The organism is Mycobacterium sp. NGS18, from assembly GCF_059813185.1.
Genome location: NZ_JCALEC010000010.1, coordinates 151,259 through 175,194, shown reverse-complemented (window position 1 = coordinate 175,194; position 23,936 = coordinate 151,259). Strand labels below are relative to the sequence as shown.

The 23,936-nt window shown below is 69.8% G+C and carries 20 protein-coding genes and 1 pseudogene; 17 read left to right on the top strand and 4 right to left on the bottom strand.

Annotation, left to right across the window (positions count from 1 at the left end):
- Nucleotides 1-772: pseudogene (locus AC5Y31_RS18120) on the bottom strand (hypothetical protein); the annotation flags it as partial.
- Between the two features lie 451 nt (nt 773-1,223).
- On the opposite strand from AC5Y31_RS18120, the gene AC5Y31_RS18115 reads away from it, so the two are divergent.
- From AC5Y31_RS18115 to AC5Y31_RS18040, 16 genes are all read left to right on the top strand, one after another.
- Nucleotides 1,224-2,138 (top strand): LysR family transcriptional regulator, encoded by a 915-nt coding sequence (locus AC5Y31_RS18115; RefSeq protein ID WP_065023305.1) that lies wholly within the window; start codon nt 1,224-1,226, stop codon nt 2,136-2,138.
- Nucleotides 2,139-2,207: 69 nt separating this feature from the next.
- Nucleotides 2,208-4,565, top strand: coding sequence for an arylsulfatase (locus tag AC5Y31_RS18110; RefSeq protein ID WP_499981970.1), 2,358 nt, complete (start codon nt 2,208-2,210; stop codon nt 4,563-4,565).
- Between the two features lie 4 nt (nt 4,566-4,569).
- Nucleotides 4,570-5,415, top strand: coding sequence for a formylglycine-generating enzyme family protein (locus AC5Y31_RS18105; RefSeq protein WP_499981969.1), 846 nt, complete (start codon nt 4,570-4,572; stop codon nt 5,413-5,415).
- Nucleotides 5,416-5,668: 253 nt separating this feature from the next.
- On the top strand, nt 5,669-6,037 hold the full coding sequence (rplN, locus tag AC5Y31_RS18100) for a 50S ribosomal protein L14 (RefSeq protein ID WP_003883432.1): 369 nt from the start codon (nt 5,669-5,671) through the stop codon (nt 6,035-6,037).
- Nucleotides 6,038-6,355 carry a 50S ribosomal protein L24 gene (gene rplX / locus AC5Y31_RS18095; protein WP_065023964.1) on the top strand — a complete coding sequence of 106 codons (318 nt, stop codon included), beginning with the start codon at nt 6,038-6,040 and terminating at the stop codon, nt 6,353-6,355.
- Nucleotides 6,356-6,357: 2 nt separating this feature from the next.
- On the top strand, nt 6,358-6,921 hold the full coding sequence (gene rplE, locus AC5Y31_RS18090; RefSeq protein WP_065023963.1) for a 50S ribosomal protein L5: 564 nt from the start codon (nt 6,358-6,360) through the stop codon (nt 6,919-6,921).
- 4 nt (nt 6,922-6,925) lie between these two features.
- A complete protein-coding gene (locus AC5Y31_RS18085; protein WP_019737213.1) occupies nt 6,926-7,111 on the top strand; it encodes a type Z 30S ribosomal protein S14 in 186 nt (61 codons plus the stop codon).
- A 20-nt stretch (nt 7,112-7,131) separates the two neighbouring features.
- Complete coding sequence (rpsH, locus tag AC5Y31_RS18080; RefSeq protein WP_029249222.1) at nt 7,132-7,530, top strand: 30S ribosomal protein S8; 399 nt, start codon at nt 7,132-7,134, stop codon at nt 7,528-7,530.
- A gap of 13 nt (nt 7,531-7,543) precedes the next feature.
- Nucleotides 7,544-8,083, top strand: coding sequence for a 50S ribosomal protein L6 (gene rplF, locus AC5Y31_RS18075; RefSeq protein WP_065023962.1), 540 nt, complete (start codon nt 7,544-7,546; stop codon nt 8,081-8,083).
- Between the two features lie 2 nt (nt 8,084-8,085).
- Nucleotides 8,086-8,475 carry a 50S ribosomal protein L18 gene (rplR, locus tag AC5Y31_RS18070; protein ID WP_065023961.1) on the top strand — a complete coding sequence of 130 codons (390 nt, stop codon included), beginning with the start codon at nt 8,086-8,088 and terminating at the stop codon, nt 8,473-8,475.
- A 46-nt stretch (nt 8,476-8,521) separates the two neighbouring features.
- On the top strand, nt 8,522-9,217 hold the full coding sequence (gene rpsE, locus AC5Y31_RS18065; protein ID WP_109470720.1) for a 30S ribosomal protein S5: 696 nt from the start codon (nt 8,522-8,524) through the stop codon (nt 9,215-9,217).
- Between the two features lie 2 nt (nt 9,218-9,219).
- Complete coding sequence (gene rpmD, locus AC5Y31_RS18060; RefSeq protein WP_064855866.1) at nt 9,220-9,402, top strand: 50S ribosomal protein L30; 183 nt, start codon at nt 9,220-9,222, stop codon at nt 9,400-9,402.
- On the top strand, nt 9,399-9,839 hold the full coding sequence (rplO, locus tag AC5Y31_RS18055; protein WP_064855867.1) for a 50S ribosomal protein L15: 441 nt from the start codon (nt 9,399-9,401) through the stop codon (nt 9,837-9,839). The genes rpmD and rplO overlap by 4 nt, the downstream gene beginning before the upstream one ends.
- A 185-nt stretch (nt 9,840-10,024) precedes the next feature.
- Nucleotides 10,025-16,927, top strand: a complete 6,903-nt coding sequence (locus AC5Y31_RS18050) for a PGRS repeat-containing protein (protein WP_499981965.1) — start codon at nt 10,025-10,027, stop codon at nt 16,925-16,927.
- A 51-nt stretch (nt 16,928-16,978) separates the two neighbouring features.
- Nucleotides 16,979-18,751: a signal peptide peptidase SppA gene (gene sppA, locus AC5Y31_RS18045; RefSeq protein WP_499981963.1), complete on the top strand. Its 1,773-nt coding sequence runs from the start codon at nt 16,979-16,981 to the stop codon at nt 18,749-18,751.
- 87 nt (nt 18,752-18,838) lie between these two features.
- Nucleotides 18,839-19,144 (top strand): DUF732 domain-containing protein, encoded by a 306-nt coding sequence (locus AC5Y31_RS18040; RefSeq protein WP_207511617.1) that lies wholly within the window; start codon nt 18,839-18,841, stop codon nt 19,142-19,144.
- 11 nt (nt 19,145-19,155) lie between these two features.
- Here AC5Y31_RS18040 and AC5Y31_RS18035 read toward each other — a convergent pair whose 3' ends face one another.
- On the bottom strand, nt 19,156-20,388 hold the full coding sequence (locus AC5Y31_RS18035; RefSeq protein ID WP_499981962.1) for a serine hydrolase domain-containing protein: 1,233 nt from the start codon (nt 20,386-20,388) through the stop codon (nt 19,156-19,158).
- Nucleotides 20,389-20,527: 139 nt separating this feature from the next.
- Between AC5Y31_RS18035 and AC5Y31_RS18030 the strand changes: the two genes are divergently transcribed.
- Nucleotides 20,528-21,952, top strand: coding sequence for an alkaline phosphatase family protein (locus AC5Y31_RS18030; RefSeq protein WP_499981960.1), 1,425 nt, complete (start codon nt 20,528-20,530; stop codon nt 21,950-21,952).
- 2 nt (nt 21,953-21,954) lie between these two features.
- On the opposite strand, the gene AC5Y31_RS18025 is transcribed toward AC5Y31_RS18030, so the two are convergent.
- Together AC5Y31_RS18025 and AC5Y31_RS18020 are read right to left on the bottom strand one after the other, a co-directional pair.
- The gene (locus AC5Y31_RS18025; protein WP_499981958.1) at nt 21,955-22,866 is read right to left on the bottom strand and encodes a class I SAM-dependent methyltransferase; all 912 of its coding nucleotides are present in this window, start codon (nt 22,864-22,866) and stop codon (nt 21,955-21,957) included.
- 4 nt (nt 22,867-22,870) lie between these two features.
- Nucleotides 22,871-23,821 (bottom strand): class I SAM-dependent methyltransferase, encoded by a 951-nt coding sequence (locus AC5Y31_RS18020; protein WP_499981956.1) that lies wholly within the window; start codon nt 23,819-23,821, stop codon nt 22,871-22,873.
- Between the last annotated feature and the right edge of the window lie 115 nt (nt 23,822-23,936).

Below are 23,936 nucleotides of genomic sequence, written 5' to 3'. Positions count from 1 at the left end.
CGGTGATGGTGCTGGCGGCACCGTCCGCCCCCGGGATGGCGGTGTAGATGTTCTCGAACCCGTTCCCGAAGTTCATCACGTCGTACACCGTTCCCACCGCGGGCAGATCAGACTCCGTCGCTCCGGAGGCCGGATCCACGTCGGTGATGGTGAACTCCGTGTTGTGGATGCCGCCAAAGAGATTCGTGACGTTTTCGCTGGCGGTCACGCTGCCCAGGTCGGTGGCACCGGACCCGGTCCCGCTGCTGACGTCGAAAGTCTGATCGCCCTCGCCGACCTGGAAGAACGGCGGCGCGCCGAACAACGGACTGAGCGGGGTGAAGCCCTCCGATCCGTCGGCCTGGACCGGGGTAAAGATGTCCTGGCCGATGGTGAAGCTGTCGCTGCCGGCCGGCGTGCCGGGCGTGGCATCCGGTGTGCCGACAATCGGTGCGATGCCGCCCGTGTCGCCCAGCGGCGACGAGCCCGGCGTGCTGGTGTCAGGGGTGGTGCTGGTATCGGGCGTCGTGCTGGTATCAGGGGTGATGGCGCCGGTGTCGCCTAGCGAGGCAGTGGGGCTCGGGGCGTTGACGTCCGGGCCGAGGGCGCCGACGTTGCCCAGCAGGGCATCACCGCTCAGGTTGCTTCCCAGTCCGCTCGTCAGGGCGGTGCTGCCGACATTGCCCACGGTGTCGACACCATTGTCGGCGAAAGCGACTCCCGTGGGCACGAATGTGGTCGCGAGTAGACCTGCGGTGGCACCACCGACCGACAATATGATCCGACGATTCATTTCGGTGCGTTCCTTCCGTTCTTCGCTGTTCCCGGCCAATGAGCTCACCTTTGAACTCGCCCGGGCGTAGGTGAACATCGTCAAGGCGCCCGCCGCTACGGGCATCGCGCACCGCGATGCCGACACGGCGCGTCAATAGCGTTGGGCAACAACGTATGTCCGGACGCCCGGGACATTGACTCAATCCTCTCGGCGTCCTCGTCAGACGCTAACGGGTCGACGCTGCCGCCACCACCCCTGTGGGCGGATATTTCAACAGTTAATCTCAATGTAGAGAATCGCTGCCGTCGATCGACGCACGTAAAGGCCACGATGTAAGTCCTTGGGGCAGTTACCTTGTGGCTAAGATCAGCGTTTGACCAAGTTTCGTCTCAGCCGAGTCAAAGCAATCGTATTGCCGGAATGGAATTTTCGGTTTGACCATTCACGTCTGAGCTGCACACTGATCGCTATGGAACTACGCCAGCTGAAACATTTCGTCGCGGTGGCCGAAGAACTGCACTTCACCCGGGCGGCGGCGAAAGTGCACGTGGTGCAGTCCACTTTGTCCGCCTCGATCAGCGGTCTGGAGTCCGAACTCGGCACCGCGCTGCTGGTCCGCAACAATCGTCGTGTCGACCTCACCACCGCGGGGCAGGCGTTGCTGCCGGACGCCCAGAATGCCCTGGCCGCAGCAGAACGTGCGCGAGCCGCCGTCGACGCCGTCCGGGGGCTGTTGTCCGGAAAGCTGACGGTTGGGGTCATCCAGGGACTGGGGACCATCGACCTGCCCGCCCTGCTGGCGCGTTATCACCGAAGCTTCCCGCGCATCGAGATCACGTTGCGGCAGGACGCCATCGACGCGCTGGTGAACGCGACCGCCGACGGGAGCTTGGATCTCGCCTTCGTCAGCCGCCCCTATGACGCGAATCGGGTGAAGGAACTCTCGCTCGGTACCGAGTTTCTGGTGTTGGCGGTACGCCGCGATGACCCGCTCGCCCGCAACGAGACCGTCGCGCTGAGCGATCTGCAGCAGCGGGAATTCGTCGAGCGCCGGGCGGACCTGCGGACCCGCCTGCACATCGACAGCATCTGTGCCGACCTCGGCTTCCAACGGAGCATCTGCGCCGAGACCAACACGCCGGGAGATCTGGTCGATCTGGTCGCCGCCGGCCTGGGCATCGCCTTCCTTCCGCCGGCGCTGGTGGCGAAGTCAGAGCACATCGTCGGGGTGGCGACCGATCCCGGGATCCCCCGTGAGCTGGCGCTTATCACCCCCAGCGAGCGTGCACCCTCACCGGCGGCCGCGGCATTCCTCGGTGAGCTGCTCTCGGCCGGCGCGCCGGAGAACCCGGCAACCGGGCAGTGGCAGCAACCCGCGGTCTGAAAGACCCCGGCGCCGTCGACGGACGCGGTAGTCTCGCACCCGATCCGGGGGCCGACAGCGGAGTGAGCGATGGCGAGTTCGACCAGTTTCACAGGCAAGATCAATCTCGATATCCGGGATTCCGAACCCGACTGGGGGCCGTTCGCGGCGCCGACCGCTCCCGACGGTGCCCCCAACGTGCTCTACCTGGTGTGGGACGACACCGGTATCGCCACCTGGGACTGCTTCGGCGGACTGGTCGAGATGCCGGCGATGAACAGGATCGCTCAGCGCGGCATCCGGCTGTCTCAATTCCACACCACCGCGCTGTGTTCCCCGACCCGGGCGGCCCTGCTCACCGGGCGCAACGCCACCAGCGTCGGCATGGCCACCATCGAAGAGTTCACCGACGGCTTCCCCAACTGCAGCGGACGTATCCCGTTCGAAACCGCGCTGCTCAGTGAGGTTCTCGCCGAGCGGGGCTGGAACACCTTCTGTGTCGGCAAATGGCATCTGACGCCATTGGAGGAGTCCAACATGGCCGCCACCAGGCGGCACTGGCCCACGCAGCGCGGCTTCGACCGGTTCTACGGCTTCCTGGGCGGCGAGACCAACCAGTGGTATCCGGATCTGGTGTACGACAACCACCCGGTAGCGCCGCCGGCCACCCCGGAGGACGGGTATCACCTGTCCAAGGACATCGCCGACAGGACAATCGAATTCATCCGCGACGCGCAGACGATCGCGCCCGGCAAGCCCTGGTTCGGCTACGTCTGTCCGGGCGCCGGGCACGCCCCGCACCACGTCTTCGCCGAGTGGGCCGATCGCTACGCCGGCCGGTTCGACGCGGGCTACGAACAGTACCGGGAGATCGTGCTGGCCAACCAGAAGAAGCTCGGCCTGGTACCGCCGGACACCGAGCTGTCCGAGGTCAATCCCTATGCCGGCGTCACGAGTGCTGACGGTCAGCCCTGGCCCGCGCTGGACACCGTGCGCCCCTGGGACGGCCTCGATGACACCGAGAAGCGATTGTTCGCCCGGATGGCCGAGGTATTCGCCGGATTCCAGAGCTACACCGACGCCCAGATCGGCCGGATCCTGGACTATTTGGAGGAATCCGGCCAGCTCGACAACACCATCGTCGTGGTGATCTCCGACAACGGCGCCAGCGGGGAGGGCGGACCCAACGGCTCACCCAATGAGAACAAGTTCTTCAACGGCTACATCGACAGCGTCGAAGAGGCGATGAAGCTCTTCGATCAGCTGGGCGGCCCGGGGACCTACAACCACTACCCGATCGGGTGGGCGATGGCGTTCAATACGCCTTACAAGCTCTACAAGCGCTACGCCTCCCACGAGGGCGGCATCGCCGACCCCGCGATCGTCAGCTGGCCCAAGGGGATCGCCGCCCGCGGCGAGGTACGTGACACCTATATCAACGTGTGCGACGTGACCCCGACCATCTACGACCTGCTCGGCATCACCCCGCCCGACACGGTGCGCGGGGTGGCGCAACGGCCGCTGGAGGGGGTCAGTTTTAAAGCGGCGCTTGCCGATCCGGCCGCGGACACCGGAAAGCACACGCAGTTCTACACGATGCTGGGGACCCGGGGGATTTGGCACCGGGGCTGGTTCGCCAACACCGTGCATGCGGCGACTCCGTCGGGCTGGGGCCACTTCGACGCCGACCGCTGGGAGCTCTACCACCTCGACGAGGACCGCAGTCAATGCCGTGACCTGGCCGCTGAGCACCCGGAGAAGCTCAAGGACCTGCAGGCGATGTGGTTCGCCGAGGCGGACAAGTACAACGGCCTGCCGCTGGCGGACCTGAACATCTTCGAGATGACCAGCCGGCAGCGGCCCTACCTGTCCGGCGACCGCACCAGCTACAGCTATTACCCGAACACCGCCGAGGTGCCGCTGGGGGCGTGCGTGGAGTTGCGCGGCCGGTCGTTCTCGGTGTTGGCGCGCGTCACAGTGGAGTCCTCGGCAGCCGAGGGTGTGCTGTTCAAACAGGGCGCCCGGCATGGCGGTCACGCGCTGTTCGTCCAGGACGGCCGGCTGCACTACGTCTACAACTTCCTCGGCGAACGCGAGCAGTGGTTGTCGTCTCCAGGCCCGATCACGGTGGGGCTGCATATCTTCGGGATACGGTTCGAGCGCAGCGGCACCGTCGAGGGCAGTCACACGCCGGTCGGTGACGCCTCGCTCTACATCGACGACACGGTGGTCGCCACGCTGCCCGGCATGATCACCCAGCCGGGTGCGTTCGCGCTGGCCGGTGGCGGGGTCAGCGTCGGGCGCAATACCGGCCAGGCGGTGTCGTCGGCCTACCGGGCGCCGTTCGGCTTCACCGGCGGGACCATCGCCGACGTCGCGGTCGATGTCAGCGGTGAGCCGTATCTCGATGTGAAAAGGAGCATGGCGGCGGCTTTTTCGCGGGACTGAGGCGATGGTGAGCGAGCTGGTGGAGATCCCGGGCGGGGTGTTCCGGATGGGCTCGACGAGCTTCTATCCCGAAGAGGCGCCGATTCACACCGTGGCGGTGGCGGCGTTCGCGATCGAGCGGCATCCGGTGACCAATGCCCAGTTCGCCGAATTCGTCGCGGCGACAGGGTATGTCACCCTCGCCGAGCAGGAGGTCGCGGGCTACGACTCGGAACCGGGCGCCCTGGTCTTCACTCCCACCGCCGGGCCGGTCGATCTGCGTGACTGGCGGCAGTGGTGGCGCTGGGTGCCCGGCGCGAACTGGCGCCAACCGCTCGGCCCGGACAGCGATTTGGCGGGGCGCGACGATCACCCGGTGGTGCAGGTCGCCTATCCCGACGCCGCGGCTTACGCCCGGTGGGCCGGGCGGCGGCTGCCGACCGAAGCCGAATGGGAGTACGCCGCTCGGGCCGGTTCCGGGAGCACCTATCCCTGGGGTGAGGAGGAGAAGCCGGGCGGCGCCCTGATGGCCAACACGTGGCAGGGCGCCTTCCCTTACCGCAATGCCGGGTTCGGCGGCACGTCACCGGTGGGAACGTTCCCGCCGAACGAGTGGGGCCTGCTCGACATGATCGGCAACGTATGGGAGTGGACGGCCACGCGGTTCAGCGGCCACCATCGGCTCGACGGCCCGCCCAAGTCCTGTTGCGCGCCCGCCGGGCCGGCCGATCCCGGTATCAGCCAGACCCTCAAGGGCGGATCGCACCTGTGCGCGCCGGAGTACTGCCACCGCTACCGGGCCACGGCCCGTTCGCCGCAGTCGCAGGACACCGCCACCAGCCACATCGGCTTTCGCTGCGCGGCGGATTAACTACCCCGTGTCGAGCAGCGTGCGTGTTTGGGCAAACACGCCCGCTCGCGGCAGGGGAGAGCGGCGATGGCGTCGATTTGGTGCTGGACGCCCCTTGACCTAGACTTCAGGGGTTGCTGAGAGCAGACCTCGGCCAGCGCAAGTTGGCCCCGCGTGCTCTTTGGCTCCGAAGAACTGTAAGACCACGCACGTCCGGGACGATTCCGGCTGGCACCGCCATGCCGCGCGTCGGCCCGAAATTTGAGGAGATCTGGTGATTCAGCAGGAATCGCGGTTGAAGGTCGCCGACAACACGGGTGCCAAGGAGATCTTGTGCATCCGGGTGCTCGGCGGCTCGTCGCGGCGCTACGCCGGCATCGGTGATGTCATCGTCGCGACCGTGAAGGACGCCATCCCGGGCGGCAACGTCAAGCGGGGTGACGTCGTCAAGGCCGTGGTGGTGCGCACCGTCAAGGAGCGTCGCCGCGCCGACGGCAGCTACATCAAGTTCGACGAGAACGCCGCGGTGATCATCAAGGCCGACAACGACCCGCGCGGAACCCGCATCTTCGGGCCGGTCGGCCGCGAGCTGCGTGAGAAGCGGTTCATGAAGATCGTCTCGCTGGCCCCGGAGGTGCTGTAGATGAAGGTCCACAAGGGCGACACGGTGCTGGTCATCGCCGGCAAGGACAAGGGCGCCAAGGGCAAGGTCCTCAAGGCCTACCCCACCCGCAACCGGGTGCTGGTCCAGGGCGTCAACCGGATCAAGAAGCACGTCGCGAACTCGGCCAACCAGGCCGGTGCCTCCTCGGGCGGCATCGTCACCCAGGAGGCCCCGATCCACGTTTCCAACGTGATGGTCGTCGACACCGACGGTAAGCCCACCCGGATCGGCTACCGGGTGGACGAAGAGTCCGGCAAGAAGGTTCGCGTCTCCAAGCGCAACGGCAAGGACATCTAGGGATGACTACGGCAGAGAAGATTCAGCCCCGGCTGAAGGTGAAGTACCGCGAGGAGATCCGGGACGCGCTGAACAGCGAGTTCAACTACGCCAACGTGATGCAGATCCCGGGTGTGGTCAAGGTCGTGGTCAACATGGGTGTCGGCGAAGCCGCCCGCGACGCCAAACTGATCAACAACGCGGTCAACGACCTGGCGTTGATCACCGGCCAGCGTCCGGAGATCCGCAAGGCCCGGCTCTCGATCGCCCAGTTCAAGCTGCGTGAGGGCATGCCGATCGGCGCCCGGGTGACGCTGCGCGGTGACCGGATGTGGGAGTTCCTCGACCGGCTCACTTCGATTGCGCTGCCGCGTATCCGCGACTTCCGCGGATTGTCGCCCAAGCAGTTCGACGGCTCCGGCAACTACACCTTCGGGCTGGCCGAGCAGTCGATGTTCCACGAGATCGACGTGGACTCGATCGACCGCCCGCGCGGCATGAACATCACCGTCGTCACCTCGGCGACGAACGACGACGAAGGACGAGCGCTGCTGCGGGCACTCGGCTTTCCGTTCAAGGAGAAGTGACCTGATGGCGAAGAAAGCATTGGTTAACAAGGCGGCCCGCAAACCCAAGTTCGCGGTGCGCGCCTACACCCGCTGCAACAAGTGCGGCCGTCCGCGCGCGGTACTCCGCAAGTTCGGTCTGTGCCGAATCTGCCTTCGCGAGATGGCGCACGCCGGCGAACTGCCCGGTGTGCAGAAGAGCAGCTGGTGACGGCGGAGGAGCAGCGCTAAATGACTATGACGGACCCGATCGCGGACTTCTTGACCCGTCTGCGCAACGCCAACTCGGCGTATCACGACGAGGTGACCCTGCCGCACTCGAAGATCAAGGCCAACATCGCCGAGATCCTCAAGCGCGAGGGTTACATCAACGACTACCACGTCGAAGACGCCCGGGTGGGCAAGGCGCTGGTGGTCAACCTCAAGTACGGCCCGAACCGGGAGCGCAGTCTCGCCGGTCTGCGCCGGGTGTCCAAGCCCGGCCTGCGGGTCTACGCGAAGTCGACCAACCTGCCGCGGGTGCTCGGCGGCCTGGGCGTGGCAATCATCTCCACGTCCTCGGGCCTGCTCACCGACCGTCAGGCGGCCAGGCAGGGCGTGGGCGGCGAAGTCCTCGCGTACGTGTGGTGAGGGAGTAGCAGACATGTCGCGTATTGGTAAGCAGCCGATCCCGGTTCCGTCCGGGGTCGATGTGACGATCGACGGCCAGCAGGTCTCGGTCAAGGGGCCCAAGGGCACCCTGGAACTCGTGGTGGCCGACCCCATCCGGGTGGCCCGCAACGACGACGGTGCCCTGGTGGTCACCCGTCCCGATGACGAGCGGCGCAACCGCTCGCTGCACGGGCTGAGCCGTACCCTGGTGGCGAACCTGGTCACCGGCGTCTCCGAAGGCTACGTCCGCAAGATGGAGATCTTCGGCGTCGGTTACCGCGTGGTCCTCAAGGGCTCCGACCTGGAGTTCGCCCTGGGCTACAGCCACCCGGTGCTGATCAAGGCTCCGGAGGGCATCACCTTCGCGGTGGAGACGCCCACCAAGTTCTCGATCTCGGGCATCGACAAGCAGAAGGTCGGTCAGATCTCGGCGAACATCCGCCGCCTGCGCCGTCCCGACCCCTACAAGGGCAAGGGTGTGCGCTACGAGGGTGAGCAGGTTCGCCGCAAGGTCGGAAAGACAGGTAAGTAGCCATGGCGCAATCACACAAGCCCGTCGGGCAGGGCGTTTCGGAGGCCCGGCGCAACCACCGGGTGCGTCGGCACGCGCGGCTGCGCAAGAAGATCGCCGGCACCGCCGAGCGTCCCCGCCTGGTGGTGCACCGCTCCTCGCGGCACATCCACGTGCAGCTGGTCGACGACCTGGCCGGTCACACGCTGGCCGCGGCGTCCTCGATCGAGGCCGACGTGCGGGGTGTGGACGGCGACAAGAAGGCGCACAGCGTGCGGGTCGGCCAGCTGATCGCCGAGCGCGCCAAGGCCGCCGGCGTGCAGAACGTGGTCTTCGACCGCGGCGGCTACACCTACGGTGGACGTATCGCGGCGCTGGCCGACGCGGCGCGCGAGGGCGGGTTGACGTTCTGATGCGCCAGATGACTGACTTCATGAACATGACTGGAAGGACCGCATGATGGCGGAGCAGCCGACAGGGGCCTCCTCGGCAGGTCCCGACACGGGCAGCGCCCCCCGTACCGACGGGCGCGACAACCGGGACAACCGGGGCGGGCGCGGTGGCCGCGACGGTGGTCGCGGCGGCCGGGACAGCCGAGACGGCGACAAGAGCAACTACCTGGAGCGCGTCGTCGCGATCAACCGGGTGTCCAAGGTGGTCAAGGGTGGCCGCCGGTTCAGCTTCACCGCGCTGGTGATCGTCGGCGACGGCAAGGGCATGGTCGGGGTCGGCTACGGCAAGGCCAAGGAAGTGCCGGCCGCGATCGCCAAGGGCGTCGAGGAAGCCCGCAAGAGCTTCTTCCGGGTGCCGCTGATCGGTGGCACTATCACGCACCCGGTCCAGGGCGAAGCCGCCGCCGGTGTGGTGTTCCTGCGTCCGGCCAGCCCGGGTACCGGTGTGATCGCCGGTGGCGCGGTGCGTGCGGTGCTGGAATGCGCCGGGGTGCACGACATCCTGTCCAAGTCGCTGGGCAGCGACAATGCGATCAACGTGGTGCACGCCACGGTGACCGCGCTGAAGATGCTGCAGCGTCCCGAAGAGGTGGCGGCCCGTCGCGGTCTGCCGATCGAAGACGTGGCGCCGGCCGCGATGCTCAAGGCGCGCCGCGAGAGCGAGGCGCTCGCCGCCAGTGCCGCGCGGGAAGGCACGGCATAACCATGGCAAACCTGAAGATCACCCAGGTCCGCGGCACCATCGGTGCTCGCTGGAATCAGCGCGAAAGTCTGCGCACCCTGGGGCTGCGCAAGATCCGCCAGTCGGTGGTGCGTGAGGACAACCCCCAGACCCGCGGTCTGATCCGGGTTGTTCACCACCTCGTGCAAGTGGAGGAAGCCGAATGACCATCAAGCTGCACGACCTGCGCCCCGCGCCCGGGTCGAAGACCAAGCGCACCCGCGTCGGTCGCGGTGAGGGCTCCAAGGGCAAGACCGCGGGCCGCGGCACCAAGGGCACCAAGGCCCGCAAGAACGTGCCGGTCCGGTTCGAGGGTGGGCAGATGCCGATCCACATGCGGCTGCCCAAGCTGAAGGGCTTCCGCAACCGGTTCCGCACCGAGTACGAGGTCGTCAACGTCGGCGACATCAACCGGTTGTTCCCCTCCGGCGGGACCATCGGGCTCGACGAGCTGGTGGCCAAGGGCGCGGTCCGCAAGAACACGCTGGTCAAGGTGCTCGGCGACGGCAAGCTCACCGTCAAGGCCGACATCACCGCGCACAAGTTCAGCGGCAGTGCCCGGGACAAGATCACCGCAGCCGGAGGCACCGCCACCGAGCTGTAAGGACTTTCCCAAGTAGCACCGTACAAAATCGCACTCCACTGGCTGGTGGGGTGCGATTTTGCTTTTGTCGGTGTTTCTGACGCGCTCGAAAGATAAATAACCGATATGTGTCACACAGACTTATGTAACAATGACAACGCGTGACCTACGTCACGAGCCGGGGGGCTACCGGAAGGCGTGGGCAGATGAGGCGTCGGTTGCGTTCAGGTTCCATCGGGCGGCGTGGCGGCGCCCCCCGGCGTGTCGCAGCGGCCGGCAGTGCGGTTGCCGCATTCCTGGCGTTCGGAATGGCGCCACCGGCGACAGCACCGAAGGCACACGCGGATTCCGGGTTCGACGACTTCCTGGATTGGTTCGGGCTGGACTCCCCAGGGTCGACGCCCGAGTGGTCCGAACCCGAGTGGCTCGGAGCGGCCTGGGGTCTTCCCGGTTCGACTGATGCCTCGGGGATCGAGATGGCCCAGCTATGGGACACCTACTTCTACATGCCCCTGCACGCAACTTTGCAGGACTGGATCAACTCCGACTTCGGGTCGCAGGTCAACGGTGTGATCAACCAGATCTTCGCGCCGTTCACCGAGAACTTCTGCGGGATGATCTGCAACGGCGCCGACGGCACTGAGAACAGCGTGAACGGCCAGGCCGGTGGGCTCTGGTTCGGCGACGGCGGCAACGGCTGGACCTCGGACACCGAGGGTGTAGCCGGCGGTAACGGCGGCCACGCCGGTGGTATCGGCAATGGTGGTGGTGGTGGCGCCGGCGGCCTGGGTGCGGATGGCGGTAACGGCGGTCACGGTGGCGAGATGTGGGGCAACGGCGGCGATGGCGGAGCCGGTGGCGCCGCGACGGCGGCGCTGGCGGCCGGGGCCGGCGGCAATGGCGGGTCCTCGGGCCAGGCCCAGGACTTCTTCGGCATGGGGGCGTGGGGCAACGGAGGCAACGGAGGCAAGGGCGGCGCGGGCCTGGCCGGCACCAACGGTGCGAACTCCTCGGCCGGCGGAGTGGCTGGCGGCGACGGCGATGCGGGCAAGGCGGGAGGTACAGGCGGCGACGGCGGGGCCGGTTCGACGTGGCTCGGTATCGGCGGTAACGGCGGCGACGGAGGCGCCGGTGGCGCCGGGGGCAGTGGCGGTGACGGCTTCGCCGGGGCGGCAGGCTCTTTCGCCAACGGCGGTAACGGCAATGGCGGCAACGGAAGCAACGGCGGCGGCGGAGGGAACGGCGGCGCCGGTGGACAGGCCGGCGCCGGCGGCGCGGGCGCGTGGTTGTTCGGTGGATCCGGTGCCGCCGGGACGAACGGCACGGCCGGTGCCGGCGGCGTCGGCGGTGACGGCAAGGACGGCGGCGCTGGCGCCGACGGCGCGGCCGGGACCGACGGCACGACGAGCGACCCGAATGGCGCCGCCGGAATCAGCGGCGGCAACGGCGGCAATGCCGGGCGCGGTGGGGCCGGTGGCATAGGTGGCGACGGCGTGGTCGCCGCCGACGGCACCGGCGGGCACGCCGGGATCGGCGGCAACGGGGGCCAGGGCGGCAATGGCATCGACGGGATCGACGGCGTCGCGACCGCCCCGAACGGAACCGCCGGGGGCAATGGCGGCGCCGGCGGCAGCGGCGGCCAAGGCGGGCTGGAAGCCGACGGCACCACCCGTGCGGCCGACGGCAATGGTGCCGCCGGCGGTACCGGCGGTAATGGCGGAGCCGGCTATGACGCGCTCGCCGCCGGTGCGGCGCCGGGCACATCCGGGGGCAGCGGCGGTACCGGCGGCAGCGGTGGGGCGGGCGGCGCCGGTGCCACCGGAGGGGCCGGCGGTAATGCCGGCGATGGCGGTCGGGGCGGTGACGGGGTCGCCGGCCTGGCCGGAACCAACGGCGCCAATGCCGGCGACGCGGGCAACAGCGGGCAAGCCGGAGGCAACGGTGGGACCGGCGGCGCCGGCGGTGCCGGTGGCGATGGCGGCTCGGCCACCTCGCCGACCGGGGCGAGCGGCAGCAACGGCAACGGCGGCGACGGCGGTGCGGGCGGCAACGCCGCAGCCGGTGGTATCGGCGGCGATGGCGCCGACGGCAATGCGAACCATCCGGATGGCGGCGCCGGTGGAAACGCCGGTAATGCCGGCACCATCGGCGCGGGCGGCGCCGGCGGCGCAGCCGGTACCGGCGGAGCCACGGGCACCGGAGCGGCGGGCAGCAGTGGGGCCGACGGATCCGATCCGGCACCCACCGAAACCCACGGCGGTGACGGTGGCGATGGCTTCACCTCGACAACACCCGGCGTGGCCGGCGGCGCCGGCGGAGCCGGTGGCAGCGGCGGAACCATCGGCAACGGCGGGGCCGGCGGCCACGGCGGAGGCGGCGGTGACGATGCCGACGGCGGAAACGGCGGCGCGGGCGGTGACGGTGGCACCCAGGTTGGCAACGGCGGGACCGGCGGGAACGGCGGCGCCGGGCAGGGCACCGGCACCGGCGGCAACGGCGGTGACGGCGGGGAAGGCGGCGCCGAGCAGGGCGACGGTGCCGACGGCGGCGATGGAGGCGCCAACGGCGGCAGCGGCGGCAATGGCGGCGACGCCCTCGGCAGCGGCAACGGCGGCGATGGCGGTGACGGCACCGCAGGGGCCAGCGGCGCGAACGGCGGCTCGGGTACCGACCCGGGAGAGGCCGGTGCGGACGGCGTCGCGGGCCAAGCAGGTGGCGCCGGCGGGGCCGGCGGTACCGGCTCCGGTGCCGGCCACCACGGCGGCCAGGGTGGTGCCGGAGCCGCCGGCGGCAACGGCGGCAACGGCGGCGACGGTGTGCAGGGTGCAGCAGGCACGTTCGACAACGCCGGCACCGGCAACGGCGGGAACGGTGGCGCGGGCGGCAGCGGCGCGGCCGGCGGTCAGGGCGGCGACGGCGGCACCGGCGGCACGGGTATCAACGGCGCGACCGCCGGCAACCAGGGCGCCGGCGGCAGCGGTGGCAACGGCGGCGACGCCGGTGTGGCCGCCGACGGAGGCCGTGGTGCCGACGGGATCGCCACGCATCCCGATGCCGGCAACGGCGGTGACGGCGGTGCGGTCGGTAAGGCCGGCGCGGCCGGTGACGGTGGATCCGGTTCGACACCCGGTTCGGACGGCGAAGCCGGTAACGGCCCGTCCGGTCAGCAGGGCAACGGCGGTGACGGGGGCGACGGCTACGACGCCGCCAGCGACCCCAACGCGGCGCCGGGCGCCAGCGGCGGCAACGGCGGCCTAGGCGGGAACGGCAGCCTGTTGGGCACCGGCGGTGAGGGCGGTTCCGGAGGCGATGGCGCCACCGGTGCGGCCGGTGACAACGGTCTGGCTCCGGGCGCGACGGGCATGACCGGCGGTGACGGCGGTGACGGCGGCAACGCCGGCAAAGGCGGTACCGGCGGCGCCGGCGACGGCGAGGATGGCGTCGCGGGGCAGGGGGGTGATGGCGGTCGGGGTGGGAACGGTGCGGTAGGTGCGGCCGGTGAGGACTCGACGCAGGCCGGGGTGGTAGGCGGTAATGGCGGCGCCGGAGGTGCCGGTGGTGATGGTGGCGCCGGGGGCAAGGGTGGTCTGACGGCCTCGGGTACTGCCAGCGGTTTTGATGGCGCTCAGGGTGCCGGCGGTGACGGCGGCGACGGTGGAGTGGGCGGTCGCGGCTTTGACGGTGTTGCCGGCGGGGTCGGTAATACCGGCGAAGACGGGCAGAACGGCACGGCGACTACGGCCAGCACGGCCGGCACGCAGGGTGGCACCGGGGATACCGGCGGGGCAGGCTCCAACGGCGGCACCGGTGGTTCCGGTGGTGCGGCCGGCCATGGATCCACCGATGGTCTCGAAGGTCTCGGCGGGGTCGGGGGCGCCGGCGGTAACGGCGGTCAGGGCGGCGCCGGAGGCACGGGTGGCAAGGGCGGCGACGGCTATGACCAGCTCGGGGCGACCGGCCTCGCAGGTGGTGACGGCGCGGCCGGTGGCGCTGGCGGTACCGGTGGCACCGGTGGTGCGGCCGGCCAGGGCGGCGCCGGCGGTGTCGGCCGGGATGGCCAGGCGGCCTCCGGTTCTGACGGCGCCACCGGTGAGCAGGGCAAGGGCGGTAATGGTGGCCAAGGTGGTGCCGGTGGTGACGGCGCGACCGGGATCACCGGGGGTGCGGGTAGCACCGGTGGTGATGGGGATGCCGGTGATGCGACGGCCCCGGATGGTGGCAGTGGTGAGCAGGGTGGCACGGGGCTGCAGGGTCTAAGTGGTGGTGCTGGGGGCAAGGGCGGCAATGGTGGTGCTGCCGGGACTGGTTCGAGCGCCGGTGAGGTGGGTGCTGGCGGCCTGGGTGGCGATGGTGGGACCGGTGGCATGGGTGGCACTGGTGGTGATGGCGGCGCCGGTGGTGACGGTTACGACCAGCTTGGGGCCACCGGGTTGGCTGGTGGTGATGGTGGCCTCGGTGGTGCCGGCGGCACCGGCGGTGCTGGTGGCGTTGGGGGCGCTAAGGGTGCGGGTGGCTTTGATGGGGCCGGGGCCAACCAGGCCAACAGTGGCAGCGACGGCGCCACCGGTGAGCAGGGCAAGGGCGGCAATGGTGGCCAAGGTGGTGCCGGTGGTGACGGCGCCATGGGTCAGACCGGGGGTACCGGTAATACCGGTGGTGATGGGGATGCCGGTGATGCGACGACCCTCAATGGCGGCACGGGTGAACAAGGTGGCACCGGGGAGCAGGGCCTAACTGGTGGTGCGGGTGGCTCCGGTGGCCAGGGTGGGGCTGCGGGGACCGGCAGCACCGATGGCGACGTGGGTGCTGGCGGGGTCGGTGGCGATGGTGGGACCGGTGGCATGGGTGGCACTGGTGGTGATGGCGGCGCCGGCGGTGACGGTTACGACCAGCTTGGGGCCACCGGATTGGCTGGTGGTGATGGTGGCCTCGGTGGTGCCGGCGGCACCGGCGGTGCTGGTGGCGTTGGGGGCGCTAAGGGTGCGGGTGGCTTTGATGGGGCCGGGGCCAACCAGGCGAACAGTGGCAGCGACGGCGCCACCGGTGAGCAGGGCAAAGGCGGCAATGGTGGCCAAGGTGGTGCCGGTGGTGACGGCGCGACCGGGATCACCGGAGCCAACGGCAACGACGGCGGCACGGGCACGGCGGGAACCTCCGGCACCCCGACCGGCGGCACCGGAGGAACCGGCGGCAATGGAATCGACGGTGGCACCGGCGGTAACGGCGGTAAGGGCGGCCAAGGTGGTGCCGCTGGTACCGGCAGCACCAATGGCGACGTCGGCGCCGGCGGTAAGGGCGGCGACGCCGGTGACGGCGGCCAGGGCGGCGACGGCGGTAAAGGCGGTACCGGCGGCACCGGGTACACCTCGACCACGGCCAATGGTGCCGACGGCGGCAACGGCGGGACCGGTGGCACCGGCGGCAATGCCGGCCATGCTGGTAAGGCCGGCACCGCCGGCGCTGGCGGCCTAGACGGAGCCGGAAACAACCCGGCGGACGGCGGCGACGCCGGCAGCGACGGCAGCGCCGGCCAGGCCGGTGTCGGCGGTGACGGTGGCCTCGGCGGCGATGGCGCCCAGGGAACCTCCTCCAACTCGACGAGTACTGCCGGCGGCACCGGTGGAAAGGGCGGCACCGGCGGCAACGGCGGTCAGGGCGGCCTGGAAGCCGATAACACCACCCGCGCCCAGGAGGGCGACGGCGGTAACGGCGGCGACGGCGGCATGGGCGGCACCGGAAAGGCCGGCGCCGACGGGAGCAACCTGCCCATCATCCAGCCACAAACGGGCGGCAACGCCGGCGCGGGCGGCACCGGCGGCACCGGCGGAAACGGGTTCAACGCCGGCTCCGGCGGCGACGGAGGGACCGGTGGTACCGCCGGCGCCGGCGGAAAGGGTGCCGACGCCGTGTTCAATATTGTCGGCATCGGGCCGCAAACAGGTGGGACCGGTGGCGTCGGCGGCGGCGGTGGTGTCGGAGGCGTGGCCGGAACCGCGAACGGCGGGGCCGCCGGCAGCAACGGCGACGGCGGCAACGGCGGAGTCGGCGGTGCCGGCGGCGAGGGCGGCAGCGTCCTGGCTGGCGTGGGCGGCGCCGGCGCTCAAGGCGGCCACGGTGGCAATGGCGGGGTGGCCGGTGTGGGCGGCGGCAGTGGAGCCACCCAAGGAGCTGCCGGGGTCGGCGGCGCGGGCGGTGTCGGCGGCGACGGCGGTGACGCGGGGATCAGCATCATCGGTGCTAACGGTGGGCTCGGCGGCACGGGAGGTACCGGCGGCGCCGCCGCCAACCAGGTCGACAGCGTCGCCGGCCAAGGCGGCGCGGGCGGGCACGGCGGTGACGGCTTGGCCGGAACCATCGGCGGCGGCAAGGGCGGCACCGGCGGCAACGGCGGTGCCGCGAGCAACGCCGACGGCAGCATCGGCGGTCAGGGCGGCACCGGTGGTGTCGGCGGCACCAACCTTGCCGGTCTCGCCGTCGGCAGCGCGGGCGGTACCGGCGGCACCGGTGGCGCTGCCGGCAGCGGGACCGACAGCATCGGCGGTCAGGGCGGCACCGGCGGCACGGGTGGCAGCAACGTGGTCGGCGTCTTGGCCGGCGGCGCGGGCGGCGCCGGCGGTACCGGTGGCGCCGGCGGCAGCGGGGTCGGCAGTGTCGGTGGCCAGGGCGGTACCGGTGGTGTCGGTGGCGACAACCTCCTCGGTGCCGCCCCCGGCAGCACGGGCGGCGCCGGCGGTACCGGTGGCGCCGCCGGTACCGCGGTCGGCAGCACCGGCGGTGCCGGTGGCACCGGTGGTGCCGGTGGCGGCAATGCTCTGAGTGCCTTCGGCGGTGACGGCGGCGCCGGCGGCAAGGGCGGCTCCGGAACGGCGGCCGGCACCAACGGCGGCGACGGCGGCACCGGCGGTGCGGCCGGCGGCGACTTCATCGGAGTCTTCACCGGCTCCGGTGGCGACGGCGGCAACGGCGGAAACGGCGGCGCCGGGGGAGCCGGGGGCACCGGTGGTACCGGTGGCTCGGCGAACGGCACCCTGGGCTCTCCGGGCAGTCCGCCCAGCGGAAGCACGGGCGGTGCAGGAGGTGCGGGCGCCCCCGGCAGCATCGTGGGGTAGCGCGCCCCGAGCTTGGGAACTGGGCGAGGCCACGCCGGTAGGCTGAAATCCATGTTCTCCCTGCTGCCGTCGTTACCTGGCCTGGATGACCTGCGCGGCGCGGCCCGGCGCATCGACACCGCCCGGCACCATGGTGTGCCCAACGGTGTCGTGCTCGAACTCGACCTGCAGTCGCTGCCGCACGAGACCGGCGGTTTCGACCCGCTGGCGCTGCTTCGTTCCGGAAGCCAGCCGCCGGTGCTGCGTGAGGTGGTGGCGGCGATCCACCGCGCGGCCGAAGACCCGCGCGTCGCCGGACTGATCGCGCGAGTGCAGCTTTCGTCCGCGGCTGCCGGCCCGGTCCAGGAGCTTCGGGCCGCGATCGCCGACTTCACCGCGGTCAAGCCGTCGCTGGCGTGGGCGGAGACCTACCCGGGCACCCTGTCCTATTACCTGGCGTCGGCGTTCGGCGAGGTGTGGATGCAACCCTCGGGGACGCTCGGGCTGATCGGCTTCGCCACCAATGCGACGTTCCTGCGCACCGCCCTGGACAAGGCCGGCATCGAAGCGCAGTTCGTCGCCCGCGGCGAATACAAGTCGGCGGCCAACCTGTTCACCGAGAATTCCTACACCGACGCGCACCGCGAGGCCGACACCGCGCTGGTGGAAAGCTTGCACGCGCAGGTGCGTCGGGCCGTCGCCGAATCCCGGAATCTGGACGGCGGCGTCGTCGACGAGCTGGCCGACCGGGCGCCGTTGCTGCGTGACGACGCGATCGGGGCGGGCCTGATCGACCGGATCGGCTTCCGCGACGAGGCTTACGACCGTATCGCCGAACTCGTTGGCGCCGAGGGCATCTCAGGCGCCGACGATGACGCCGCGCCACCTCGGCTGTACCTGTCGCGCTATGCGAACGCCACCGCCGAGGGGGCCCGGCCGGGCCTGCCCGGACGCAAGCCCAAGCCGGCGATCGCCGTGGTGACGGTGGCCGGGGCGATCGTCAGCGGCTCGGGCGGGCCGCAGCTGTCGCCGTTCGGCAACCGCAGCGTCGGCGGCGACACGATCGCCGCGGCGCTGCGCGAGGCCGCCGCCGACGACGACGTCGCCGCGATCGTGCTGCGGGTGGACAGCCCGGGCGGCTCGGTCACCGGCTCGGAGACCATCTGGCGTGCGGTGCAACAGGCCCGCGAGGCCGGCAAACCGGTGGTGGCCTCGATGGGCGCGGTCGCCGCATCCGGCGGCTACTACATCTCGGCGGGCGCCGACGCCATCGTGGCCAACCCGGGCACCATCACCGGATCGATCGGCGTGGTGACCGGCAAGCTGGTCGCCCGCGAGCTCAAGGACCGCCTGGGAGTGGGCACCGACACCGTGCGCACCGGCGCCAACGCCGACGCCTGGTCGATCAACGCCCCGTTCACCGCCGAACAGCACGGGCAGGTCGAGACCGAAGCCGACCTGTTCTACACCGACTTCGTGGCGCGGGTCGCCGAAGGTCGCAACCTGTCCACCGAGGCGGTCGACGCGGTGGCGCGCGGGCGGGTGTGGACCGGCGCTGACGCCGCCGAACGCGGCTTGGTCGACGAGCTGGGTGGACTGGGCACGGCCGTGCGCCGCGCCAAGGTGCTGGCCGGACTCGACCCCCACGCGCAGGTCCGCACGGTGCGCTACCCCGGCTCGTCACTGTGGGAGTTCGTCCGACCGCGCCCGTCCTCGCAGCCGGCGGCGGCGCTCTCGGATGCGGTCGGGGCGCTGCTGGTGCGGTCGCTGACCGGGATCGTCGCGCAGGCGGGGCGGTCGGTCAACGGCGCCCAGGTGCTGTGGCTGGGCGAATCGCGCTGGTGAGCGCGTAACACAGATTCAACATTTTGCTTCCGCGACAGTAAAAACTCGGTAACGCGCGCTTAACGAGCGCCACTCATGCTGGGAAGCATGAAACGGTTACTGCTGTTGGCGGGTCTGAGTGCGATGGTCGGCCTCGCGGCGCCTGCCCATGCCGCACCGACCGGCATCGACGGGCAGTTCCTCGCCACCCTGACCGGGGCCGGGCTCAGCCACAGCGCCAACGACCAGGCCACCGTGTCGGCCGGCCACGCGGTGTGCCAGCTGATGGACGCCGGGCTGTCCCCGATGGACACCGTGGTCGCGGTGCAGGCCACCAACCCCGGCTTCACCATCCAGAAGGCGGGGGAGTTCGCCGCCATCTCGACCGCGCACTACTGCCCGGAGCACATGTAGACATCCCGCGGTCAGGTCTGCGGTCTGGCACCCAGCACGTCGCAGAACAACGCGCGGCGCAGCGCGAGCTCGCGCGGATCGCTGTAGAGGTGAAAACCCAGGCGGTTCATCACGTAGCAGAAGCCGATCCCGTTATCGGGGTCGGCGAAGCCGAAAGACCCGCCCAAACCCGGTGTGCCATAAGCGGTATCCGAGGAACCGAAGACGCCGCCGAACCCCGGTTTGGACAACCCCAGCGAGAAGCGGACCTTGACGCCCAGCACCTTGTCGCGTTCACCGCGGCTCGGTGACGCCGGCATCGCGGCGAGCGCTTCGCGCACCGGTGCGCTCAGCGGCAGCGCCGGATCGGCGGTTGCCGCAGCACCATAAAGGCGCGCGATCGACGATGCGGTGCCGATTCCGTTGGCCGAGGGGATCTCGATCGCGCGCACGTCGTCACGGTTGTAGTCACCGTCCCACGGAGTGACATTGCTCGGCAGGCATCCCGCTCGGGTCAGCAAGCCGACCGGATTGAACGACGCGGCCACCAGGCGCATCGGCATCGCCTTGAGGTGCAGCAGCCCCTCCGCCCGCTTCCACTGGTGCAACAGCGCCACCCGCTGGCGCGCCACGGAATTGGGCAGTCCGATACAGAAGTCCAAGCCGAGGGGCGCGGCGATCTCCTCGGCGAGAAACCGGCCCAGGGTGCGGCCGGCCGGGTCGGTGCGACGGATCAGCTCGGACTCATACCAGCCCAACGTGATCGCGTGATAGCCGTGCCGCGTGCCGGGCAGCCAGACCGGCCGCTGGGCGGCGAGTATCGGCGCCAGTCGTTGCGGGTCGGCGACGTCAGCAAGGGACGGCACCGGCTTGAGCACACACAAGCCGGCCTGATGACCGAGCAGCTGGCGGACCGTGATTTCATCCTTGCCGGCCTGGGTGAACTCCGGCCAGTGGTCGGCCACCTTGTCGTCGTAGCCGAACAGTCCGCGCGAGACCGCCAATGCCACGGCGAGGGCGGCGACACCCTTGGTGGTCGAGAAGACGTTGACCATGGTGTCGCGCTGCCAGGGTGCCATGGTGACGCCGTCGCGGTAGCCGCCCCACAGGTCGACCACCTTGATGCCGTCGCGGTACACCGAGACCGCGGCACCCACCTCGCGGCCGCCGGCGAAGTTGGCGCGGAACGCGTCGGCGATCTTGCCGTAGCCCTCGTCGACGTCCCCGTCGATCAGGTCGGGCGGCACCTTGACTTTGAGCACCATCGATGCGGTTATACCGCGACCGGTTTTTCTTCAGCGCCGATATAGAAAAAATTAGCACAATGGTCGAATAAGCTGAGTTTTCCCTGGGTGTCCTGCTAGTGTCGCCGCTGGTGGCGGAACTTCGACGAGGGAATCGATCGTGACATCAATCAAGCAGTTTCTGTGCGGTACCGCCGTCGCGAGTCTGGTCGCCGGAACGGGGGCCGCGGTCGGCGTGCCGATCGGTCATGTCGGGCCGTCGGCGCTGGACTGGTGGCTGGCCGCCGAACATGTGCTGCTGATCGGCGTGGACGGCACCAACCTGTCCAAGATCCTGGAGTACGCCTACAACGACGACAGTGGGTTCAAGATCGCGATGGATCAGGGCATCACCGGCGCGGCGACCGAGGTGAACCACACCACGATCTCCGGGCCGTCGTGGTCGACGATTCTCACCGGGGTCTGGGACGACAAGCACGGTGTGGTCAACAACCTCTTCCGGCCCGAGCCGTACGACAAGTGGCCGACGGTGTTCAACATGCTCGAGTACTACAAGCCCGAGGTCAACACCACGGTGGTCGCCGACTGGGACTACATCAACGGCATCGCCGGCGCGGGCGGCCACCCGGCGGACAACAACATCTTCGTCCCGTTCCAGGACGACTGGGCCACCACCGACGCGCAGGTCACCGCCCAGACCATCGCCCAGATCATGGCCACCGCGAACAACCCGGATGACATCTCGAACTTTCTGTTCTCCTACCAGGTGCAGGTCGATGAGGCCGGGCACAGCTTCGGGGGCGGTTCGGCCGAGTACGCGCAAGCCGTGGTGAATACCGGAGCCAACATCAAGGAGATCCTGGACGCGATAGCCGCGGTCAAGGCGGTCACCGGCGACGACTGGTCGATTCTCATCACCACCGACCACGGCCACCAGCAGTCACTGGGCTTCGGTCATGGCTTCCAGTCGCCGAATGAGACGACGCAGTTCGTCATCTTCGATCAGGCCGGCGATCACGCTACCGACGGCAGCCAGAACCTGAACTACTCCATTGCCGACATCACGCCCACGATCCTGTCGCTGTTCGGGGTCCCGATGCGCTCGGACTTCGACGGCGTCTCGATGGCGTTCGACCCGACGGTCCTCAACGGCGTCGTCTCGCCCGTGGACCTCAAGCAGGCGCTCACCGACGCGATCGCGATGTACGGCTACCCGAACATCGGCAACGACATCATGTTGGGGATCCGGACGATCGTCACCTCTATCCCTTACGGGCTGAACCTCGTCGTCACCGAGATCGACAAGTTCCTGCAGTCGATCGTCGACCAGGACATCTTCTTGGTCAGCGGACTGGCCGAATTCCTCCAGCAGGTCGTGCAGTTCACCGGCGGCCTGGTGGTCGATACCACCGACACGCTGGCCCGGGGTATCGCCTACCTGACCGGATCGGGAGTCATCGCCCCGACCGACCCGCCGCTGCCGCCGGCCGGCTCCGCGGACTTCACCGACGTGTGGGGACTGCTCGGCGGGGACCATGGCTTCTCCGCGCCCGAGCTGGCGCTGCCGGACTTCGACGTGGCCTAGCGCTAGCTGCGAATCGCCTCGATTGCCACCGAATTACGCAGCCCGGCAACGATTTCGGCGCCCTCGGGAAAGCTGCGCCCATAGGCCGCGAAGACTTCGGTCCGGGTGCGACCGCTGACCTGCCACCCGTGTTCGGCCAGGTAGTCGCCTGCGGGTCGCCGCTCGCCGGCGAAGACCAAATCGGCCATGTCCAGATCCAGGCCCTGATCGGCGAAGCGCCGGCCCGCCGACTGATTCGAATCGGTGAGCGCGGCCGCGCCGTCGGGGTGGTATTCGGTGGCCAGCCGACTGCCCGGCGCGCTCAACGCGGTGATGTTGTCGAACAGCCGATCCTGCGCCTCCGGCGGCAGATAGATGAGCAGCCCCTCGGCGCTCCACGCGGTCGGTTTCGCCTCGTCGAATCCGCTGCGCCGCAACGCTTCCGGCCAATCGTCGCGCAAATCGACGGCGACCGTCCGGCGATCCGCGCTCGGCTCGGCACCGATTTCGGCCAGGGTTCGGGACTTGAACTCGATCACCTCCGGCTGGTCGATCTCGTAGACGACGGTGCCGTCCGGCCACCCCAGCCGGTAGGCCCGCGAATCCAGTCCGGCGGCCAGGATGACCGCCTGGCGGATACCGGTGCGGGCGCTGTCGAGGAAGAAGTCGTCGAAGAACCGGGTGCGCACCGCCATCACCTCGGTCATCGGCCCGGCGGTGGCGTGGGCATCGGCGGCGACCGCCGGGTCCAACTCACCATCGAGCAGCCGGTTGAAGAATTCGATCCCCACCGCACGCACCAGCGGCGCGGCGAACGGGTCGTCGATCAGCGCGTCGGGTTGCCGGCTGGCCAGCGCGCGGCCGACCGCGACCATGGTCGCGGTCGTGCCCACGCTGGACGCCAGATCCCAGCTGTCGTTCTCGCTTCGTGCCATCGCCCTATCCCAGGATCGCGGTGACGTAGGTCAGCCCGCCGTAGCTGTCGGCCTCCTCGAGCTGGGGGAGGCCGTGCGCGGCGAACAGCTCGTTGATGGTGCGGCTCTCGAGACGCCAACCGTGCCCGGCGAGGTAGCCGGCGGCCTCATTGCGGTCACCGAAGTAGACCAGCTCGGTGAGGTCCAGATCGAGGCCGCGGCTGCGCATCCGCTCGGCGGCCTCCCGCATCCGCGTGCGTGCGGTGTCCTCGTCGGACGGGTCCAGCGGCGGGGTGCATTCGACGGCGAACCTGCTGCCCGGCGCCGACAGTGCGGTGACGGTGTCCAGCAGCCGGTCCTGAGCGTCGGCGGGCAGGTAGGCCAGCAGACCCTCGGCGCTCCACGCGGTCGGCGCGGCCGGGTCGAAACCCGCCGCCCGCAGCGCGGCCGGCCAGTCGTCACGCAGGTCGACGGCTACCGGCCGGCGATCGGCGGCCGGCTGGGCGCCCTGGGCGGCCAGCACCCGGGTCTTGAACTCGATCACGTCGGGCTGGTCGATCTCGAAGACGGTGGTGCCGGCCGGCCAGTCGAGCCGATAGGCGCGCGCGTCGAGCCCGGACGCCAGGATGACGGCCTGCCGGATGCCCGCTTCGGTACACGCGTCGAGGAAGAACTCGTCGAAGAAGCGGGTGCGCACTGCCATGTTGTCCGACATCCGGGACAACATCGCCGCCCCGTTTTCGGCCTCGCCGTCGTCGAAGTCGGCCGGGCTGAGCTCGCCGCTGGCGAGCTTGCTGAACAAGTCCACGCCCACCGCGCGCACCAGCGGCTCGGCGTAGGGATCGTTGATCAGCGGCCGGTCAGTGCCGTTTCCGCGGCTGGCCACCGCGCGGCCCACCGCCACCATGGTCGCGGTGGCGCCCACACTGGAGGACAGATCCCACGTGTCTCCGGGAAATCGGCCGGTTTGTTTCATTCTCGAACTCTCCTATGGTTACCGGCGATGCAGCGCCGGAAATTAATTAGCTGATTTAACGAGCTGTCGTCGACTGTACGCCCACCGGCTGATGGTCCGCTGGCAGCGCGTCGCT

Coding starts and splice junctions, on each gene's coding strand:
- AC5Y31_RS18115 (WP_065023305.1), top strand. CDS start 1,224: ATGGAACTACGCCAGCTGAAACATTTCGTCGCGGTGGCCGAAGAACTG.
- AC5Y31_RS18110 (WP_499981970.1), top strand. CDS start 2,208: ATGGCGAGTTCGACCAGTTTCACAGGCAAGATCAATCTCGATATCCGG.
- AC5Y31_RS18105 (WP_499981969.1), top strand. CDS start 4,570: ATGGTGAGCGAGCTGGTGGAGATCCCGGGCGGGGTGTTCCGGATGGGC.
- rplX (WP_065023964.1), top strand. CDS start 6,038: ATGAAGGTCCACAAGGGCGACACGGTGCTGGTCATCGCCGGCAAGGAC.
- rplE (WP_065023963.1), top strand. CDS start 6,358: ATGACTACGGCAGAGAAGATTCAGCCCCGGCTGAAGGTGAAGTACCGC.
- AC5Y31_RS18085 (WP_019737213.1), top strand. CDS start 6,926: ATGGCGAAGAAAGCATTGGTTAACAAGGCGGCCCGCAAACCCAAGTTC.
- rpsH (WP_029249222.1), top strand. CDS start 7,132: ATGACTATGACGGACCCGATCGCGGACTTCTTGACCCGTCTGCGCAAC.
- rplF (WP_065023962.1), top strand. CDS start 7,544: ATGTCGCGTATTGGTAAGCAGCCGATCCCGGTTCCGTCCGGGGTCGAT.
- rplR (WP_065023961.1), top strand. CDS start 8,086: ATGGCGCAATCACACAAGCCCGTCGGGCAGGGCGTTTCGGAGGCCCGG.
- rpsE (WP_109470720.1), top strand. CDS start 8,522: ATGGCGGAGCAGCCGACAGGGGCCTCCTCGGCAGGTCCCGACACGGGC.
- rpmD (WP_064855866.1), top strand. CDS start 9,220: ATGGCAAACCTGAAGATCACCCAGGTCCGCGGCACCATCGGTGCTCGC.
- rplO (WP_064855867.1), top strand. CDS start 9,399: ATGACCATCAAGCTGCACGACCTGCGCCCCGCGCCCGGGTCGAAGACC.
- AC5Y31_RS18050 (WP_499981965.1), top strand. CDS start 10,025: ATGAGGCGTCGGTTGCGTTCAGGTTCCATCGGGCGGCGTGGCGGCGCC.
- sppA (WP_499981963.1), top strand. CDS start 16,979: ATGTTCTCCCTGCTGCCGTCGTTACCTGGCCTGGATGACCTGCGCGGC.
- AC5Y31_RS18040 (WP_207511617.1), top strand. CDS start 18,839: ATGAAACGGTTACTGCTGTTGGCGGGTCTGAGTGCGATGGTCGGCCTC.
- AC5Y31_RS18035 (WP_499981962.1), bottom strand. CDS start 20,388: ATGGTGCTCAAAGTCAAGGTGCCGCCCGACCTGATCGACGGGGACGTC.
- AC5Y31_RS18025 (WP_499981958.1), bottom strand. CDS start 22,866: ATGGCACGAAGCGAGAACGACAGCTGGGATCTGGCGTCCAGCGTGGGC.
- AC5Y31_RS18020 (WP_499981956.1), bottom strand. CDS start 23,821: ATGAAACAAACCGGCCGATTTCCCGGAGACACGTGGGATCTGTCCTCC.